The organism is Burkholderia cepacia, from assembly GCF_029962485.1.
Classification (GTDB): Bacteria; Pseudomonadota; Gammaproteobacteria; order Burkholderiales; family Burkholderiaceae; genus Burkholderia.
The window spans coordinates 1,370,386-1,388,246 of sequence record NZ_CP073637.1 but is presented as its reverse complement, the minus strand read 5'-3'; the positions used below and the strand labels follow the sequence as shown (position 1 = coordinate 1,388,246).

At 65.8% G+C, this 17,861-nt stretch carries 17 protein-coding genes and 2 tRNA genes; 9 read left to right on the top strand and 10 right to left on the bottom strand.

The window, feature by feature from the left end; all coding sequences use genetic code 11:
- Positions 1-29: 29 nt before the first annotated feature.
- Positions 30-106, bottom strand: a tRNA-Arg gene (locus KEC55_RS06470).
- 173 nt (positions 107-279) lie between these two features.
- Positions 280-1,110 carry an undecaprenyl-diphosphate phosphatase gene (locus tag KEC55_RS06465; protein ID WP_059649338.1) on the bottom strand — a complete coding sequence of 277 codons (831 nt, stop codon included), beginning with the start codon at positions 1,108-1,110 and terminating at the stop codon, positions 280-282.
- A gap of 479 nt (positions 1,111-1,589) precedes the next feature.
- On the opposite strand from KEC55_RS06465, the gene KEC55_RS06460 reads away from it, so the two are divergent.
- The 5 genes from KEC55_RS06460 to KEC55_RS06440 all read left to right on the top strand — a co-directional run bounded on the left by KEC55_RS06460 (position 1,590) and on the right by KEC55_RS06440 (position 7,111).
- On the top strand, positions 1,590-2,501 hold the full coding sequence (locus tag KEC55_RS06460) for an aldose epimerase (protein ID WP_282507198.1): 912 nt from the start codon (positions 1,590-1,592) through the stop codon (positions 2,499-2,501).
- Positions 2,502-2,633: 132 nt separating this feature from the next.
- Positions 2,634-3,335, top strand: coding sequence for a peptidoglycan DD-metalloendopeptidase family protein (locus KEC55_RS06455; RefSeq protein ID WP_282507197.1), 702 nt, complete (start codon positions 2,634-2,636; stop codon positions 3,333-3,335).
- Positions 3,336-3,704: 369 nt separating this feature from the next.
- Complete coding sequence (locus tag KEC55_RS06450; protein WP_282507196.1) at positions 3,705-5,324, top strand: acyl-CoA synthetase; 1,620 nt, start codon at positions 3,705-3,707, stop codon at positions 5,322-5,324.
- A 73-nt stretch (positions 5,325-5,397) separates the two neighbouring features.
- Positions 5,398-5,721: a DUF2288 domain-containing protein gene (locus KEC55_RS06445; protein WP_282507195.1), complete on the top strand. Its 324-nt coding sequence runs from the start codon at positions 5,398-5,400 to the stop codon at positions 5,719-5,721.
- A 10-nt stretch (positions 5,722-5,731) separates the two neighbouring features.
- Positions 5,732-7,111: an MATE family efflux transporter gene (locus tag KEC55_RS06440; RefSeq protein ID WP_282507194.1), complete on the top strand. Its 1,380-nt coding sequence runs from the start codon at positions 5,732-5,734 to the stop codon at positions 7,109-7,111.
- Between the two features lie 15 nt (positions 7,112-7,126).
- On the opposite strand, the gene KEC55_RS06435 is transcribed toward KEC55_RS06440, so the two are convergent.
- The gene (locus KEC55_RS06435; protein ID WP_282507193.1) at positions 7,127-7,303 is read right to left on the bottom strand and encodes a hypothetical protein; all 177 of its coding nucleotides are present in this window, start codon (positions 7,301-7,303) and stop codon (positions 7,127-7,129) included.
- Between the two features lie 136 nt (positions 7,304-7,439).
- Here KEC55_RS06435 and KEC55_RS06430 point away from each other — a divergent pair, with 136 nt between their 5' ends.
- Positions 7,440-7,610 carry a hypothetical protein gene (locus KEC55_RS06430; protein WP_174380017.1) on the top strand — a complete coding sequence of 57 codons (171 nt, stop codon included), beginning with the start codon at positions 7,440-7,442 and terminating at the stop codon, positions 7,608-7,610.
- A gap of 190 nt (positions 7,611-7,800) precedes the next feature.
- On the opposite strand, the gene KEC55_RS06425 is transcribed toward KEC55_RS06430, so the two are convergent.
- Entirely contained in the window at positions 7,801-8,607 is an 807-nt protein-coding gene (locus KEC55_RS06425) for a GNAT family N-acetyltransferase (RefSeq protein WP_034206968.1), read from the bottom strand.
- A 170-nt stretch (positions 8,608-8,777) separates the two neighbouring features.
- Entirely contained in the window at positions 8,778-9,239 is a 462-nt protein-coding gene (sixA, locus tag KEC55_RS06420; RefSeq protein WP_282507192.1) for a phosphohistidine phosphatase SixA, read from the bottom strand.
- A 161-nt stretch (positions 9,240-9,400) separates the two neighbouring features.
- Between sixA and KEC55_RS06415 the strand changes: the two genes are divergently transcribed.
- Together KEC55_RS06415 and KEC55_RS06410 are read left to right on the top strand one after the other, a co-directional pair.
- Positions 9,401-9,477, top strand: a tRNA-Pro gene (locus tag KEC55_RS06415).
- Positions 9,478-9,687: 210 nt separating this feature from the next.
- Positions 9,688-10,122 carry a hypothetical protein gene (locus KEC55_RS06410; protein ID WP_282507191.1) on the top strand — a complete coding sequence of 145 codons (435 nt, stop codon included), beginning with the start codon at positions 9,688-9,690 and terminating at the stop codon, positions 10,120-10,122.
- 87 nt (positions 10,123-10,209) lie between these two features.
- Here KEC55_RS06410 and ppx read toward each other — a convergent pair whose 3' ends face one another.
- Entirely contained in the window at positions 10,210-11,724 is a 1,515-nt protein-coding gene (gene ppx, locus KEC55_RS06405) for an exopolyphosphatase (protein WP_176047010.1), read from the bottom strand.
- Between the two features lie 279 nt (positions 11,725-12,003).
- Between ppx and ppk1 the strand changes: the two genes are divergently transcribed.
- Positions 12,004-14,067, top strand: coding sequence for a polyphosphate kinase 1 (gene ppk1 / locus KEC55_RS06400; protein ID WP_282507190.1), 2,064 nt, complete (start codon positions 12,004-12,006; stop codon positions 14,065-14,067).
- A 96-nt stretch (positions 14,068-14,163) separates the two neighbouring features.
- On the opposite strand, the gene phoR is transcribed toward ppk1, so the two are convergent.
- From phoR to pstB, 4 genes are read right to left on the bottom strand one after another with little or no spacing between them, the layout of a single operon-like run.
- The gene (phoR, locus tag KEC55_RS06395; RefSeq protein WP_282507189.1) at positions 14,164-15,483 is read right to left on the bottom strand and encodes a phosphate regulon sensor histidine kinase PhoR; all 1,320 of its coding nucleotides are present in this window, start codon (positions 15,481-15,483) and stop codon (positions 14,164-14,166) included.
- Positions 15,484-15,540: 57 nt separating this feature from the next.
- Complete coding sequence (phoB, locus tag KEC55_RS06390; RefSeq protein ID WP_006750313.1) at positions 15,541-16,242, bottom strand: phosphate regulon transcriptional regulator PhoB; 702 nt, start codon at positions 16,240-16,242, stop codon at positions 15,541-15,543.
- 32 nt (positions 16,243-16,274) lie between these two features.
- Positions 16,275-16,979, bottom strand: coding sequence for a phosphate signaling complex protein PhoU (gene phoU, locus KEC55_RS06385; protein WP_085040505.1), 705 nt, complete (start codon positions 16,977-16,979; stop codon positions 16,275-16,277).
- A gap of 18 nt (positions 16,980-16,997) precedes the next feature.
- Positions 16,998-17,846 carry a phosphate ABC transporter ATP-binding protein PstB gene (pstB, locus tag KEC55_RS06380; protein ID WP_282507188.1) on the bottom strand — a complete coding sequence of 283 codons (849 nt, stop codon included), beginning with the start codon at positions 17,844-17,846 and terminating at the stop codon, positions 16,998-17,000.
- Positions 17,847-17,861 lie beyond the last annotated feature (15 nt).

Here is a 17,861-nt window from a genome sequence, read left to right as displayed (position 1 = left end):
GGCTCGCGACGGTCATCAATTGATCAAGCTGGCCCGCCCTACACGACTCGAACGTGTGACCTACGGCTTAGAAGGCCGTTGCTCTATCCAGCTGAGCTAAGGGCGGTCGGGGAGAAAAGACACGGCCTGACGCGGACCGCATTCGGTGCCGGGCTTTCGAGCAGCAGCGACAGCACCGCCAAACCCAAAGCCCCGAAACAAAACGGGCCCGGTACGAAACCGAGCCGGAAATTATACCCGATCATCGCGTTACATCACGCGAATCGGGCCGTCACAGCCTCAAACCGGCTGCGGATGCAGCATGAACCAGCCGAGACAGAACACGCCGGCGATCACGCAATACACGCCGAACGACGCGAGCCGGCCGCGCCCTTCGAAATAGCGCATCAGGAACCGCACGCTCAGGTACGCGGCAATCGCCGTCAGCACGCCACCGAGCAGTGCATCGGCGAGCTGGTCGCGAGCATGGAACAGCTTCGGCAGTTCGAGCACACCCGCCGCGAAGATGATCGGCGTGCCGAGCAGGAACGAAAACTCCGCCGCCTTCTCCGCCGTGAGCCCTGCGGCATTGCCGGCGATCATCGTCAGCCCGCTGCGCGAGAAACCCGGAATCAGTGCGCCGATCTGCGCGAGACCCACGAAGAACGCCTGCTTGAACGTCATCTTCTCGGGCGCCTGGTGCGCGCGGCTGCGCTGGATGCGATCGCCGAGCCACAGCAGCACGCCGTTCACGATCAGCGCGATCGCGACGATCCGCAGATCGTGGAACACACGTTCGATTCGCTTCTCGAGCAGCAGCCCGACGATGCCGGTCGGAATCGTACCGATGATGAGCGCCCACATCAGGTGGCCGTCGTCATTCTTGCGGCCGCCGAGCTGCGCGAAGAAACCGCTGATCAGCGCGATCCAGCGCGCGCGGAAGTACCACAGCAGCGCCAGCGCGGTGCCGAGGTGCAGCGCGACGAGGAACGGCAGCAGTTGCGGCGCGTGCTTGTCGATATGCATGCCGAACAGCGCCGGCACGAGCAGCGTATGGCCCAGGCTGCTGACGGGGAAGAGTTCGGTGACGCCCTGCAGGACGCTCAGGAATACCAGAAACCAGAGACTCACGCGTCGGTCCTTTTAGTCGAGATTAAGCGGGAAGAAAGACGGACGACGCGATGCGCGTCCGAAAAAACGCGCCCCGATTATGCCGAGCCAGGATTACTGCGCCAAGGCATTTGGCAGGTTATTGCGGCAATGCACACAAACGCTTGCAATTTGTAAGCGCACAGAAAGCAAAAAGCCCGCCATTTGCATGGCGGGCCTGTCGACTTCGGCAGGAATTGCCGTCAGCGGCCGAGCTGATAGAAAAATAATACCGTGCTGCCGGTGAACATGCCGAACAGTGCGATACCCATTGCCATTGCCAGATCCATGGCCCCCTCCTCGAAGTGTCATGACCCGGCAACATCACCGGTTTAGATGCATTATCCAGACCGTTGAGAATGTTAAAAACTCGCAATTTCCCGAGAAGGGTTTTCCCCGAGCGGCCGCGGCCCGATAATGGAACGCGCGTTGCTCCGTCCACCCGCCCAATCCGATTCGCCATGCCGATCTTCCAGCAACACGACATCCACGAACTTCACGCCGGCCCGTCGCTCGTCCGGGTCGCTCCGCAATTCGGCGGCCGCCTGCTGTCCTGGCACGTCGACGGCGAACCGATCATCTTCTGGCCGGAAACGGCCGACTGGAGCAACCTCGCCCGCGTGCGCGGCGGCAATCCGCTGCTGTTCCCGTTCCTTGGCCGCCACCGTGTCGACGGAGAACTCGGCCGCTGGCGCGATGCCGCCGGCGTGGTCCGCGACCTGCCGATGCACGGCTTCGCGCGCGATCTGCCGTTCGACGCGCGTCCGTCGGCCGACGGGTGCGCGCTGTCGATGACGCTAGACGCGAACGACGCGCTGCGCGCGAGCTACCCGTTCGATTTCCGGTTCGAGACGACCTACCGGCTGGCCGACGCGCACACGCTCGACGTCGCGCTGACGACGACCAATCGCGGCGACACACCGCTGCCCTACTACGCCGGCCACCACTTCTATTTCGCGCTGCCGCATGGCGAACGCGCCGAAACCACGCTCGAACTGCCGCCGACCCGCAGTTGCCAGCAGCGCCCGGACGGCTCGATCAGCCCGCTCGAACCCGGCGAAGCGCAGTACCGCCTCGACGATCCGGACATCGTCGACCGCTTCCACTGCCTCGACGGCGAACCGTCCGCGCCGGTGCGCATCGTGATGCCGGGCCGCCGCCGCACGATCGAGATTGCGCTCGACGTGCCGGGCTCGATCCCGTGGTACGCGGTCACGACCTGGACCGAAAAACCGGATTCCGACTTCTACTGCGTCGAGCCGTGGCTCGGCCTGCCCGATGCGATCCACAACGGCCTCGGGCTGCGCATGCTCGCGCCGGGCGCGACCGAAACGGCCACGCTGCGCATTCGCGTGCGCCCGCTCGCCGGCTGATACGCGGCGCGCCAAACCGGCGCGCGACGGCCCCGGCAACGGCCCAAACTGCGGTGCGCGGGTCGAACCCGTTAAAATCGGACGTTTTGTGTTGCCTGCCGCGTCACCCGCGGCAGGGTTTTGCGAGGTTCAATGTTCGGAACAACAACGAAGCGACTCTTCGCAGCCGCCTGCGCCGCCCTGCTCGTCGCGTGCGGCTCCGCGCCCGTCGGCCCCGGGTTCTATCGCGTCGAGCGTGGCGACACGCTCTACAAGATCGCGCGTGACAACCGCACGTCAGTGCAGAACGTCGTGCGCTGGAACCAGATGACGAACCCCGATGCGATCGAAGTCGGCCAGGTGCTGCGCGTCGCGCCGCCGCCCGGCACGACGACCGCATCGACGCCGTCGACCACCGGCACCGGCAGCGCCGGCCGCGCGCGCCCCGCACCATCCGCGCCGGTTGAATCGGCCGTCAAGCCGGCCACGAGCATTTCGCTGATCTGGCCGGCGGCCGGCAATGTGGTCCGCACGTTCGACGGCTCGAAATCGAAGGGGATCGACATCGCGAACTCGCCGGGCACGCCGGTGGTCGCAGCCGCGCCGGGTGTCGTGGTCTATGCCGGTAACGGGCTGCGCGGCTACGGCAACCTGATCATCCTGAAGCACAACGCCGACTACCTGACCGCCTACGCGCATAACCGCGCGCTACTGGTGAAGGAAGGCCAGTCGGTGACACAGGGGCAGTCGATCGCGGAAATGGGCAACAGCGACAGCGATCGCGTCGCGCTGCATTTCGAGCTGCGCTACGGCGGCCGGTCGATCGACCCGTCGCGCTACCTGCCGTCGCGCTGAGCGCACGACGGACGACACGCGATGCCGGCACGCATCGCGTGCCGTCGCGGCGAAACACGAAAATGATTGAGTCAGCGCTTGCGCAGACGTCCGGTGAAACGGCCGGACAGCGGATCGACGTGACGAGCAAACGCCACCAGCACACCGATTCCGATCAGGCTGAACCCCGCAGCTATCAGAAGCAAATCCATGGTCACATCACTGTTTTGACTTGATCTTATGCGTCATTGTGGAATCGTGCACTGAGCCGTGGCTATTGGACGAGTCCGAACATTCCCTACCAGCAGACACCATTGTGGATTCGTCTGCGTGAAAACCTGATGTAAGCCGTGCGCCCGACGCCACGATCGACACCCAGGAGACACTGCGATGCTGCCCGCCGCCAACCGCTACGACGAACTGCTCTCCCGCTTCCAGTGGGACATTCCGGCCCGCTACAACATCGGCGTGGACGTCTGCGACAAATGGGCCGACGGCAGCGGTCGCCTCGCGTTGATCTACGAAACGGCGCAGGGCGACGTGTTCCGCCTCACGTTCGACGACTTGAAGAATGCTTCTAACCGGCTCGCGAACAGCTTTACGCGCGCCGGCCTGCGACGCGGCGACCGGATCGGTATCTTTCTCGCACAAGGGCCCGAAACGGCCATTGCACACCTCGCCGCGTACAAGCTCGGTGCAATCGCGGTGCCGCTCTTCACGCTGTTCGGCGTCGATGCGCTCGAATACCGGCTCGCGAACAGCGAGGCGGCCGCGCTCGTCACCGACGCGGCCGGCTACGCAAAAATCGCACCGCTGCGCGCGCAGCTGCCGGCGCTGCATACCGTCTACTGCGTCGGCGACGATGCCCCCGACGCGCCGGGCGTGCTGCGTTACGACGCGGCGCTCGCCGCCGAAACGCCGGATTTCGTGGCGGCCGACACGGCCGCCGACGATCCGGCGGTGATCATCTACACGTCCGGCACGACGGGCAAACCGAAAGGCGCGCTGCACGCCCATCGCGTGCTGCTCGGCCACCTGCCGGGCGTCGAGATGTCGCAGCAATGCTTCCCGCGCGACGCGCGCCTGTTCTGGACGCCGGCCGACTGGGCGTGGATCGGCGGCCTGCTCGACGTGCTGCTGCCGTCATGGCATCACGGCGTGCCGGTGCTCGCGCGCCGCTTCGAGAAGTTCGACGGCGACGCGGCGTTCGCGTTGATGGCCCGGCACGGCGTCACGCATGCGTTCCTGCCGCCCACCGCGTTGAAGCTGATGCGCGCCGTGGAGCGGCCGCGCGAACGCTACGCGCTGTCGCTGAAATCGGTCGCGAGCGGCGGCGAGTCGCTCGGCACCGAACTGACGGCCTGGGGGCGCGACGCGCTCGGCGTGACGATCAACGAGTTCTACGGGCAAACCGAGTGCAACATGGTGCTGTCATCGTGCGCGGCGCTGTTCGACGCGCAGCCCGGTGCGATCGGCAAGGCAGTGCCCGGTCATGCGGTCGCGATCGTCGACGCGAACGGCACGCCGCTGCCGCCGGGCGTCGAAGGTCGCATCGCGGTGCGCCGTCCCGACCCGGTGATGTTCATCGAATACTGGCGCAACGCGGATGCGACGCGCGACAAGTTCGCGGGCGACTACCTGCTCACCGGCGATACAGGCACGATCGACGCCGACGGCTTCGTGCGCTTCGTCGGCCGCGACGACGACGTGATCACGAGCGCCGGCTACCGGATCGGCCCGGGCCCGATCGAGGACTGCCTGCTCACGCATCCGGCGGTGCGGATGGCGGCCGTCGTCGGCGTGCCGGACGCGACGCGCACCGAGATCGTCAAGGCGTTCGTCGTGCTGAATCCCGGCCACATCGGCGACGACGCGCTCGTGCTCGCGCTGCAGGCACACGTGCGCACGCGGCTCGCCGCACACGAGTATCCGCGCGCGATCGCGTTCGTCGACAGCCTGCCGATGACCGCGACCGGCAAGATCGTGCGCCGCGCACTGCGCGACGCGTGAACCGCCCGCCGGCGGCTCGGCCCGTGCGGCCGGATGGTTTATAGTGGCGCCACGCAGTTTTTCCAAGAAACCGATGTCCTCTGATCACCAATCCGCCGCGGGCGCGTCGCACAGCCCGCTCTACGCCAAGCTCCTCGGCGAGACCGCCAAGATCGACTGGTGCGATCTCGAACGCTTCTTCGCGCAGGGCAAGCTGCTGTCCGTCGCGCGCGACCTCGATCTCGTCAGCGTCGCGGAAGCGGTCGCCAGCGACGATGCCGAGCAGGTCACGCGCTGGCTGTCGGCCGGCCTCGTCGCACGCATGCCGGCCGAAACGGCCGCCGACTACGCGGCGCGCAACCCGGAGCTGTGGGCGGTCGTCGTCTCGCCGTGGGTCTGCGTGCAGGAACGCGCCTGACGCGTCCGCCATGTCCGAATCCGCGTTACCGCACGGCGCCGGCGCCGGCTCGGCCACCGTCACGCACCGGCGCGTCCTCGCGCTCGCCTTCCCGATCGTCCTTGCGAACCTGACCCAGCCGATCCTTGGCGCCGTCGACACGGCCGTCGCCGGTCACCTCGACGGCGCGCAGTATCTGGGCGGCGTCGCGCTCGGCGGGCTGTTCTTCAATTTCGTGTTCTGGGGTTTCGGCTTCCTGCGGATGGGAACGACCGGTCTCGTCGCACAGGCGCATGGCGCCGGCGACACCGCCGGGATTCGCCTGAACCTGCTGCGCGCGCTGATCGTCGCATTCGCGCTCGGCACAGCCGTGCTCGCGCTGCAGGTGCCGCTGCTGTCGTTCGCGCTGTCCGCGCTTGGCGGCAGCGATGCCGTCCGCGCAACGGCGCTCGCGTACAGCCATGCGCGGATCTGGAGCGCGCCTTTCGCGCTCGCGAACTATGTCGTGCTCGGCTACCTCCTCGGCGTGCAGCGCGTGCGGCTCGCGCTCGTCGCGCAGGTGTTCATCAACGCGGTGAACATCGGCGCCGTCCTGCTCTATGTGTACGGCTTCGGCTGGGGCATCGCCGGCATCGGCGCCGCAACCGCCACCGCGGATGCCTGCGGTTTCGCGCTCGGCGCGTGGATCCTGTGGCGGCTGCGCCCGCGCGGCCTTGCGCCGATCGCGGTACGCGCGCTCGCCGACCGCGTCGCGCTCAAACGGCTGATCGCGCTCAATCGCGACATCTTCCTGCGCACGCTGTGCCTGCTCGGTGCGTTCGGCTGGTTCGCGCACCTCGGTGCGAAACAGGGCGACGCGACGCTTGCGGCAAACGCACTGCTGCTGAATTTCCAGACCTTCATGGCCTATGGCCTCGACGGCTTCGCGCATGCGGCCGAGGCGCTCGTCGGCGCGGCGGCCGGCGCGCGCGACCGCCGCGCATTCCGGCAGGCCGTACGCGTCACGCTGCTCTGGTCGGCACTCGGCGCGCTGCTGTTCGCGCTCGTCTACTGGGCGGCGGGCGGCTGGATCGTCGCGCGCCTGACCGATCAGGCCGAGATCCGCGCCGTCGCGCTGCGCTACCTGCCGTGGGCTGCGATCTCGCCGATCGTGTCGGTCTGGGGCTTCCTGCTCGATGGCGTCTTCATCGGCGCCACGCAGACGCAATCGCTGATGCGCGCGATGATCGTGTCGTTCTCGATCTTCATCGCGGCCACGCTCGCCGCCGTCGGCACGTTCGGCAATCACGGCCTCTGGTTCGCGCTGCTGCTGTTCATGGCCGCGCGCGGGGCGACGCTTGCGCGCTACCTGCCCGGGCTGCTGCGACGCATCGGCGCCGACGCGCAGGCGACGTCCACCGCCCACGCGTGACGGCGGGCCCGGCTGTTACTGCGTCGGTTTCGGCGGCGGCGCGTCGAGCATCGACGGCGGCGTCATGTCGGTCGGCACGCCGTGATAGTCGGCCGGATCTTCCGGCGGGTGGCCGCGGCGAGCCTGATGTGGGTCGCTGCCGCAGCCGGCGAGGAAGGACGCGGCCAGCACGGCCAGCATGAAACGGGTCATCGGGTATGGCTCCGGAAAACGGTGCGCCCATCGCGCGCCGGGACCGCGCCGAGTCTAGCGGAAATCCGCTTTCAGGGTCGCGCCGCGCATGTCCTACTATGTACGCATGGCGCTGTGCCGTGGAAAGGAGGCTGCCATGTCGTCTGAAGAAATTGCGGGCCTGATCGGCCTGTTCATTGGCCTGATGGTGCTGGTCGCGCTGTCGTACTTCGAGTCGCGCGAATACAAGCGTAGCCATGACGGCGAAGGGATGATCCACCACTGGATGGCGGAACATCACCTGCTCGACTGGCGGCGCAAGCACTGAGCAAGCCGTCCTGCAGTCCGGCCCGTATCGAACCCGGGCCGCCCGGAAACGTGCCGTCCCGCGGCACGCCGGAAACCGCACACTCCAGAAATTATCAGGGCCGAATGTAAAAACGCCGTCGCATGGCCATGGCCGCACGACGGCGTTCGCTTGCGCGCGCCCGCAACGGGCGCGATGCGGTTCAGACGGCTCAGCCCAGGAAGTGGCGGGCGTAGCGCGCGTTGATGTCGGACAGGCGGAACAGCGTCAGGAAATCCGCGCAGTTGAAGTCGGGATCCCAGGCCGGTGCGCCGCAAATCTTCGCGCCGAGACGCAGGTAGCCCTTGATCAGCGGCGGCGGCGCGACGACGGTGCCCGTTTGCAGCTCGTCGACCGGCAGTGCCGTGTGCGGGAACGCGCGGTACTCGGGCGCCGTCAGCGAACCGGCCGACAGCGACTGGTACAGGTTCGCCGCATAGTGGCCGCCGTCGGCCATCGACACGCTCGCGCAGCCGAGCATCGTCTCGTAGCCGTTCTGCATCATGTACGCGCCGAGGCCGCCCCACAGCGCCATGATGACGGCGCCGCTGCGGTAGTCGCTGTGCACGCACGAGCGACCGACCTCGACCATCTTGCCGCGCAGGTGTGTGAGGCGCGACAGGTCGAATTCGCCTTCGGCGTACAGGCGGCCGACGCGCGCTGCCTGGTGCGGCGGCAGCACGCGGTACGTACCGACAACTTTCAACGTGTCGAGATCGCGAACCAGCAGGTGGTCGCAGTACGCGTCGAACGGATCGACGTCGAGACCGGACGGGCCGCTGACCTGCGCGCCCATCTCTTCGGCGAACACGCTGTAGCGCAGGCGCTGGGCTTCGCGCAATTCGTCTTCCGTGCGCGCCCATGCGGCGCGCAGGCGATACTCCGATGTGACGGTTTCACTGGCACGCGGCAGGTGGCGCCGCGACGTGTCGAGGGGCAGCGAGGCAAAAGGGAGCGTAGGCGTCGGCAGTTCTCGCATTAGGCTTTCCTGGTCGTAAGGAATAAGGCGACATGCCCGCCAATGTAGTAATCGGCCGTGACCGTTATGTGGCACGACCGTGTCCTTTCAATGACGTGTCGCCGAATTGACTTTAGCAGAAAGCTTGCGAAACCGTATGATGAATCCCTTCAAACCCATTCAGCCGGGCTTCACACCAGTTCCGGCGTCAATACCGCGCGCAATACGGCCTGCCGGCTACCGTCACGCGTGCGGCTCGCCAACCACACGATTCCCCCCTTCTTGACGCTCCAGCTGTCGTCGCCGCCGGCGATCAATTGCGCGGCGACGCTGCCGAGCGTCGGCTGGTGTCCGACGATCACGACCGTCGGCGCGATGCCTTCCGGCCAGCCTGCCGCTTCCAGCACGTCGTCGACACTGCCGCCCGGTGCGAGCGCATCGACGGTCCGGTACTGATCGGTCAGCGCCTCGACCGTCTGCACGGTACGGGCCGCCGGGCTCGCGAGGATCACGCTGTTCGTCTCGAGCCTGCTGCGCAGCCATTTGGCCATCGCCTGCGCGTCCTTGCGGCCACGAACGGTCAGTTGGCGCGCGAGATCGCTCGTCGCGTAGTCTTCGGCTTCGGCGTGACGCCACAGGATCAGGTTCATCATGATGTTCTCCTTGCTTCGGCGAGCGTCCGCGCACACATGCGCACGGGTACGGCCGATTACCGCGCAAATTGTCGCGAATCGCGGCGGCTCACCGCCGCGGCATTTACCCGCATATTGCGATTGACCTAATCTGGCACGTACCGATATAATCTTTGGCTCGTCGGAGCGTAGCGCAGCCTGGTAGCGCATCTGATTTGGGATCAGAGGGTCGTAGGTTCGAATCCTATCGCTCCGACCAAAGGAATCAAGGGGTTACGGTTAAACACCGTAGCCCCTTTTCCGTTTCCGGGCCGCTGAATCGCACGTGCGGTCACCCGGCTCGCACCTTTAATTCATTGTAGGGATTCATTGGGGCACCGACGCGACAACGCTCAGGCCTCTACCCGCAACCCGCGCACGGCACTTCCGGGAACACGCGATAATGCGCGTGAACAACCCGCACCCGCGCATGAAAAACAACATTCTCAAGACCACTCTCTGCGCGTCGCTGCTCGCACTTGCGAGCGCCGGCACCGCTTCGGCCAAGGCGCTCGACAATGCGCTCGACTGCCATTCGACCGGCCACAAGTTCGTCGCGCCGCTGCTCGCCGCCGGCGACATCCAGTCGGAGCCCATGCATGTCGAATCGAACTCGGTCAACGCGTTCCGCACGAGCCACCCGCTGACCGCATACGGCTTCGGCGTCTATGTCGTGCTGGGCTATCAGGCGAACGACCCGATCTTCCGTCCGGGCGACGGTACGCCGATCGGCGACTGGGCCTACGGCGTCGTGGTACGCGGCACGAAGAGTTCGGTGGAGGAAGCCGTGCGCAAGGCCGGCAGCGACGCGACCGTCAAGCAGGCGTTCCCGTTCCTGACCGCGATCGTCTGCTCGTCGGATTGAGCGAGCCGCCAGGACGGTCGTGCGGCATGCCTGGGGGCGCCGCAACCACGCTCCCGTCCAACGCCTCCAGGCCGCGCTATCGGCCCGTTACGCGCCGGTGTACACCACGCGATACGGGATACCGACCTTCTCCCACTCGGCAGCCTCCTGGCTGAGGCTGTAGTCGGTCAACGGGTTCTGCTCGACCCATGCGCTCGGCAAGCGCACTTCATACCCACCCTTCTTCATCTGCGAAACGGAAATGTCGGGCAGCCCCGCATCGGTCCGGCGCCGGCACAGCAGCGCCGCGAGTCGCAGACAGAACAGCAGCGGCCACTCGACCTCGCGCGCCTGCGACAGCTTGCCGAGCTTGCCCGCATGACCGAGCACGAGCGCGGCGAGCCGCGCCTGGTCGGTGCGCGAAAAACCCGGCATGTCCGCGTTGCTCGCGATATAGGCCGAATGCTTGTGATACGCGCTGTGCGAGATCGACAGGCCGATCTCATGCAACGCAGCCGCCCAGCCGAGGAACATCCGTCCTTCCTCGCGCGCCTCTTCGTCGTCTTCCTCGAGTTCGTCGTAGAAACGCCCGGCGAGCGCACCGATCCGCTCGGCCTGCGCGCGATCGACGCCGTAGCGACGCGTGAAGCCCTCGACGGTCACCGCACGCATGTCCTCGTGCTGCGTCCGGCCGAGCAGGTCGTACAGCACGCCGAGACGCAGCGCGCCGTCGGTCGTATCGACGTAATCGACGCCGAGCTCCTCGAACACCGCGAGCATGATCGCGAGGCCGCCCGCGAGCACGGGCACGCGATCGGGCTTCAGCGCGACCAGTTTCAGTCGGTTGACGTTCTCCGACTTGATCAGCGCGCGCTTCAGGCGCTCGAGTCCGCCGCGTGAAATGCCGTGCGTGATGCCCGGATCGTTGAAGCCGTTCGCCTCGACGAGTTCCGCAAGCGCACGCGCGGTGCCGGACGAACCGATCGCCTGGTCCCAGCCGGCCTTCTTGTACTCGCTCGAAATGATCTGGATCTCGCGCTTGGCCGCGAGTTCGGCCTGCCGCATCGTGTATTCGTCGACGTTGCCGGCCGGAAAGAACGTGCGGCTGTGGCTCACGCAGCCGATATACAGACTCTCCATCACGATCGGCGTGTAGTGCGAGCCGATGATGAATTCGGTCGAGCCGCCGCCGATGTCGACGACGAGCCGCTTGCCGGCGCTCGCCGGCACCGAGTGCGCGGCGCCCGCATAGATCAGCCGCGCTTCTTCGCGGCCCGCGATCACTTCGATCGGAAAACCGAGCGCTGCTTCAGCCTCGCCGAGAAACTCGCCGGCGTTCTTCGCGACGCGCAGCGTGTTGGTCGCCACCGCCCGCACATGATCGGGATGGAAATCGCGCAGACGCTCGCCGAACCGCTTGAGCGCCTCCCAGCCACGCTCCTGCGACGCACGATCGAGCATCTTGTCGCTCGACAGGCCCGCGGCCAGCCGAACGGGCTCGCGCAGCGCGTCGACGGGATAGATCTGGCTGCCCGCCGGCGTTTCCTCGACGCGACCGACGATCAGCCGGAAGCTGTTCGAGCCGAGATCCACGGCAGCCAGCAAGTGGGGGGTTGTAACCATCAGAAGGGGGCTCCGTGCGCGTTCGCCCGCGGCAGCCGGACCGGCAACCCAGGGCGATCAATCAAAGGCGACATTTTAAGCGTGGAACGCTTGCCATTGCCACGCTTCACGGGCATGCACACTGCTCGATTCCATATCGCCAAAACATTTATGAGACGAAATGGTTCCAGCGTAGAATTTCCCGATATAAATACAGTATTGTCATCAGCACGTCATCGTACCGTGAGAGTTTCCGAGCGTCCTTTCGAATCATCGCCTGAATCACCCCCTACCCTGCCGATGTCCGTCCGTTATCCGCTTCTCAATCGTGAACTCGGCATCCTCGGTTTCAACGAGCGCGTGCTGGCCCAGGCGGCCGACCCTCAAGTCCCGTTGCTCGAGCGTCTCCGTTTCATCTGCATCACCAGCAGCAATCTCGACGAATTCTTCGAAGTCCGCATGGCCGGCCTTCAGGAACAGATCCGCGACAACCCCGGCGCACTGACACCCGACGGCATGTCGTTACAGCATGCTTACGATCTCGTCGTCGAACGCGCGCAGCGGCTCGTCCATCGACAGTACACGATGCTGCACGAAACCGTGCTGCCCGCGCTCGAACAGGAAGGCATCTATTTCCACGCGAGCGACACGTGGAACGACGAGCAGCTCGAATGGGCGCGGCGTTACTTCCTCGACGAGCTGCTGCCCGTGCTGACGCCGATCGGCCTCGATCCGGCGCACCCGTTCCCGCGCGTGCTGAACAAGAGCCTGAACTTCGTCGTCGAGCTCGAAGGCCGCGACGCGTTCGGCCGCCAGGCCGTGATGGGTATCGTGCAGGCGCCGCGCGCGCTGCCGCGCGTCGTGCGCATGCCGCATGCGCTCTCGGGTTTCGAGCACGGCTTCGTGCTGCTGAGCTCGTTCATGCAGCGCTTCGTCGGCGAACTTTTCCCGCAGCTCGTCGTGAAGAGCTGCAACCAGTTCCGCATCACGCGCAACAGCGAGCTGTTCGTCGACGAAGACGAAATCACGAACCTGCGCGTTGCGCTGCAGGGCGAACTGCCCGCGCGCCACCTCGGCAACGCGGTGCGTCTCGAAGTGTCGGCCGACACGCCGCTGCACATCGTGCGGCGCCTGCTCGAGGAAAGCGAGCTCGGCGACAAGGACTGCTATCGCGTGACCGGGTCCGTGAACCTCGTGCGCCTGATGCAGATTCCCGATCTCGTCGACCGCCCCGACCTGAAGTTCACGCCGTTCACCGCGTCGATTCCGGCCGCGGTCACGAACGCGCCGACGATGTTCGACGCGATCGACAACGGCGACATCCTGCTGCACCACCCGTACGAGAGCTTCCAGCCCGTGCTCGAACTGCTGCAGCAGGCCGCGAAGGACCCGAGCGTCGTCGCGATCAAGCAGACGATCTACCGCACCGGCACCGATTCGCCGCTGATGGACGCACTGATGGAAGCCGCGCGCAACGGCAAGGAAGTGACCGTCGTCGTCGAGCTGCTCGCGCGCTTCGACGAGGAAACCAACATCAACTGGGCGTCGCAGCTCGAGGCCGTCGGCGCGCACGTCGTGTACGGCGTGGTCGGCCACAAGTGCCACGCGAAGATGATGCTGATCGTGCGGCGTGTCGTGCGGGCCGGCAAGGCGTCGCTGCGCCGCTACGTGCACCTCGGCACCGGCAACTACCACCCGCGCACGGCACGCCTCTACACCGACTTCGGGCTGATGACGGCCGACCAGAAGATCTGCGAGGACGTCCATCACGTGTTCCAGCAACTGACGGGGATCGGCGGCGAACTCTCGCTGCACGAGCTGTGGCAGTCGCCGTTCACGCTGCATCCACGCATCATCGACGCGATCCGCGCGGAAATCGACAACGCGCGCGCCGGCAAGCGTGCGCGCGTCGTCGCGAAGATGAACGCGCTGCTGGAGCCGTCCGTGATCGCCGCGCTGTACGAAGCGTCGCAGGCCGGCGTCAAGGTCGACCTGATCGTGCGCGGCGTCTGCGCACTGAAGCCCGGCGTGCCGGGGCTGTCGGAAAACATCACGGTGCGCTCGATCGTCGGCCGCTTCCTCGAGCACCACCGGATCTACTACTTCCACGCGGGCGGTGCAGAGGACGTCTATCTGTCGAGCGCCGACTGGATGGACCGCAACCTGTTCCGCCGCGTCGAAGTCGCGTTCCCGATCCGCGAGCGCAAGCTCAAGCGGCGCGTGATCGCCGAGGGCCTATCGGTATGTCTCGGCGACAACCAGTCGGCGTGGCTCATGCACAGCGACGGCCACTACCGCCGCCGCCGCTCCGGCAAGACGATCCGCAATGCGCAACTCGGACTGCTCGCGAAGTTCTGCTCGTAAAGCGGACGCGGCGCGCCGGTCGCGCGCCGCCCCGCCAACAAAAAAGCGCAGCCCGCGGGCTGCGCTTTTTTATTGACCGGACAGGCCGCTACGCGATCACGCCTCGTACGCGGCCGGACGGATCGCGATGATGCGCGAGCCCGGGAACCGCGCGGTAAACGTGCTGCCGCGCCCTTCCTCGCTCTGCACGTACAGGTGCGCGTCGTGCCGCTGCAGCACGTGCTTGACGATCGCGAGCCCGAGCCCGGTCCCCCCCGTATCGCGCGAACGACTGCGGTCGACGCGATAGAAGCGCTCGGTGAGCCGCGGCAGATCGGCGGCCGGAATGCCGAAGCCGCTGTCCGTGACGGAAAACACGCCCTGCGCACCCTCGCGCCGCCACGTGACGACGATCTTGCCGCCTTCCGGCGTATAGCGGATCGCGTTCGTGACGAGATTCGCAAAGGCGCTGAACAGCTCCGTCTGCGCACCCGTGACGCCGAGCGTCTCGTCGATCGTGAACGCGATGTCGTGATGCCCGTTCGACAGCGTCCGTGCATCCTCCTTCAGATGATCGAACACCGCGCGCATGTCGATCGCGCGATCGAGCGGCGGCTTGCTCTCGCCTTCCAGCTTCGCGAGCACCAGCAGATCGGTCACGATATGCCGCATCCGCGAGGCCTGCTGCTCCATCATTTCGAGATAGCGCGCGCGGTCTTCCTCGTTCAGCGGCAGTTCGCGCATCGTCTCGAGGAAGCCCGACAGCACGGTGAGCGGCGTCTTCAGCTCGTGCGACACGTTCGCGACGAAGTCGCGCCGCATCGCGTCGGTGCGCTCGAGCTCGGTGATGTCCTGCGTGAGCAGCAGCTTGCGGTTCTCGCCGTACGGAAACACCTGCACGGCCAGCACGTTCTGCCGCGAGTCGCCCATGCCGCGCATCATGAGCGTCTCGTCGTAGTGCTGCGCATTCAGGTAGCGGACGAAGTCGGGATGGCGCACCAGGTTCGTGATGTGCTGGCGCAGGTCGCGCTTCGCATCGAGGCCGAAATGAACCTCGGCGATCGCGTTGCACCACTCGATCTGGTCGTGGTCGTCGAGCATCGCGACGCCGTTCGGCGACGCCTGGATCGCCTGGATGAAGCGCGAATGCTGTTGCTCGACCTGCCGCACCTGCGCATGCCACTGCTTCGCGAGCTTGTGCAGGCGATAGTAGATCTCGCCCCAGATGCCCGGCGCGCTCGGCACTTCGCCGTAGACCGGCGCGTCGAGCAGGCGCCACAGACGCTGCGTATGGAAGGTGCTGAAAAAGCCCTGCGCGACCAGCATCACGACCACGAACACGAGGCCCGCGGTCGGGCCGGCGAAGACGCCGACCAATACGCCGATCAGCACGAGCAGCACGAGCGACACCAGAAAGCGCGCCCAGATGATGTTCATGATTCAGCGTCCGAAAGAATGAACGGCATGCCGCGGCACACGGCATGTCCGGATACGTTACGCGTGCTTGGCGAGCCGGTAGCCGCTGCCGCGCACGGTCTCGATCATCGCATCGCAACCGGCCGGTTTCAAGGCCGCGCGCAATCGTTTGATGTGCACGTCGACGGTACGCTCCTCGACGAACACATGGTCGCCCCACACCTGGTCGAGCAGTTGCGTTCGGCTGTGCACGCGTTCCGGATGCGTCATGAAGAAATGCAGCAGGCGGAACTCGGTCGGGCCGAGATCGAGCTTGATCTCGCTGCCGTCGCCGTGCGCGGCGACGCGATGCGTGGCCGGGTCGAGGCGCAGCCCGTTGATCGACACGACGTCCTCGGTCAACTGCGGCGCACGGCGGCGCAGCACGGCCTTGATCCGCGCCATCAGTTCCTTCGGCGAGAACGGCTTCGTCACGTAGTCGTCCGCGCCGATTTCGAGGCCGAGCACCTTGTCCTGCTCGTCGCCGCGAGCAGTCAGCATGATGATCGGGATGTGTTTGGTCCGTTCGTTGTTGCGCAGGTCGCGCGCGAACGCGATACCGGACTTGCCCGGCAGCATCCAGTCGAGCAGCACGAGATCGGGCAGCACGTCGCTGATCAGGTTCTGCGCCTGTTCGGCGTTGTACGCACGGATCGGGCAGTGACCGGCGTGCTGGAGATTCACCGAGATCAGTTCGGAAATCGCGGGCTCATCTTCAACGACGAGAATGTTGCTGGGCATCGGCACCTCTTTTTTTCCTGTGCTGGGTCGTGTTAACTGTTGGCTTCACGGTCGAGCGTGTCGCGCGGCTGGTGCCGCACGTCCGTGCCCTTCACGATGTAGATGATGAACTCGGCGATGTTCTTCGCGTGGTCGCCGATCCGCTCGATTGCCTTCGCGATGAACAGGTACTCGAGACCGACCGAGATCGTGCGCGGATCTTCCTGCATGTACGACACGAGCTTGCGCACGAACGCACGGAATTCCAGGTCGATCTCCTTGTCGTCCTTGACGATCTGCGCGGCCGCGACCGTGTCGAGGCGTGCAAACGCGTCGAGCGCGCGGCGCAGGATCGTCACGGCCATCTCGCCCGACACCTTGATCTCGGCGATATTGACCGTGCGCGCGGCCGGCTCGTCGACCAGGCGGCGCACGCGCTTCGCGATCTTCTCGGCCTCGTCGCCGGCGCGCTCGAGGTTCGTAATCGTTTTCGAAATCGACATCAAAAGACGCAGGTCACGCGCGGCAGGCTGCCTCCGCGCGATGATGTTGCCGCACTCCTGGTCGATGTCGACTTCCATCGCGTTCAGCGTTTCCTCGGCCGCGATCACCTTCTCGGCCGTATCGCGATCGAATTCGTTCAGCGCGTACATCGCGCCGACGATCTGCGACTCGACGAGCCCGCCCATTTCCAGCACTTTCGACGACACGGCATTCAGGTCCGCGTCGAACTGGCTCGACAGATGTTTATCCGACATGGCTGTTGTTCTCCGTCATCAGCCGAAACGGCCGGTGATGTAGTCTTCCGTTTCCTTGCGCACCGGCTTGATGAAGATCTTTTCGGTTTCGCCGAATTCGATCAGCTCGCCCAGGTACATGTAGGCCGTGAAATCCGAGCAGCGTGCGGCCTGCTGCATGTTGTGCGTGACGATCACGACCGTGTAGTCGCTCTTCAGCTCCGCGATCAACTCTTCGATGCGGCCCGTCGAGATCGGGTCGAGCGCCGAGCACGGCTCGTCGAGCAGCAGCACTTCCGGACGGATTGCAATGCCGCGCGCGATGCACAGACGCTGCTGCTGGCCGCCCGACAGGCCGTAGCCGCTCTGGCCCAGCTTGTCCTTCACTTCGTTCCACAGCGCGGCCTTCGTGAGCGCCCACTCGACGCGGTCGTCCATTTCCGAACGCGTGAGCTTTTCGAACATCTTCACGCCGAACGCGATGTTGTCGTAGATCGACATCGGGAACGGGGTCGGCTTCTGGAACACCATGCCGATCCGCGCGCGCAGCAGCGAGATGTCGCGCTTCGTCGTCAGCAGGTTCTCGCCGTCCATCAGGATTTCGCCTTCGGCGCGCTGCTCCGGATAGAGCGCGAACATCTTGTTGAACGTGCGCAGCAGCGTCGACTTGCCGCAACCCGACGGGCCGATGAACGCGGTCACCTTGCCGTCCGGAATGCGCAGGTTGATGTTCTTCAGCGCATGGAACTTGTTGTAGAAGAAGTTGAGGTTGTTGACCTCGATCTTCGCGTTCAGCGGCGCGAGCGGGCGATCGTTTGCCGCGTCATGCGTGCCGGCGGGCGCAGCGGTGCGCTCGACAGGATTCAGGTGGCTCTCTGCCATATTCATCGGATTGCTCCGCCG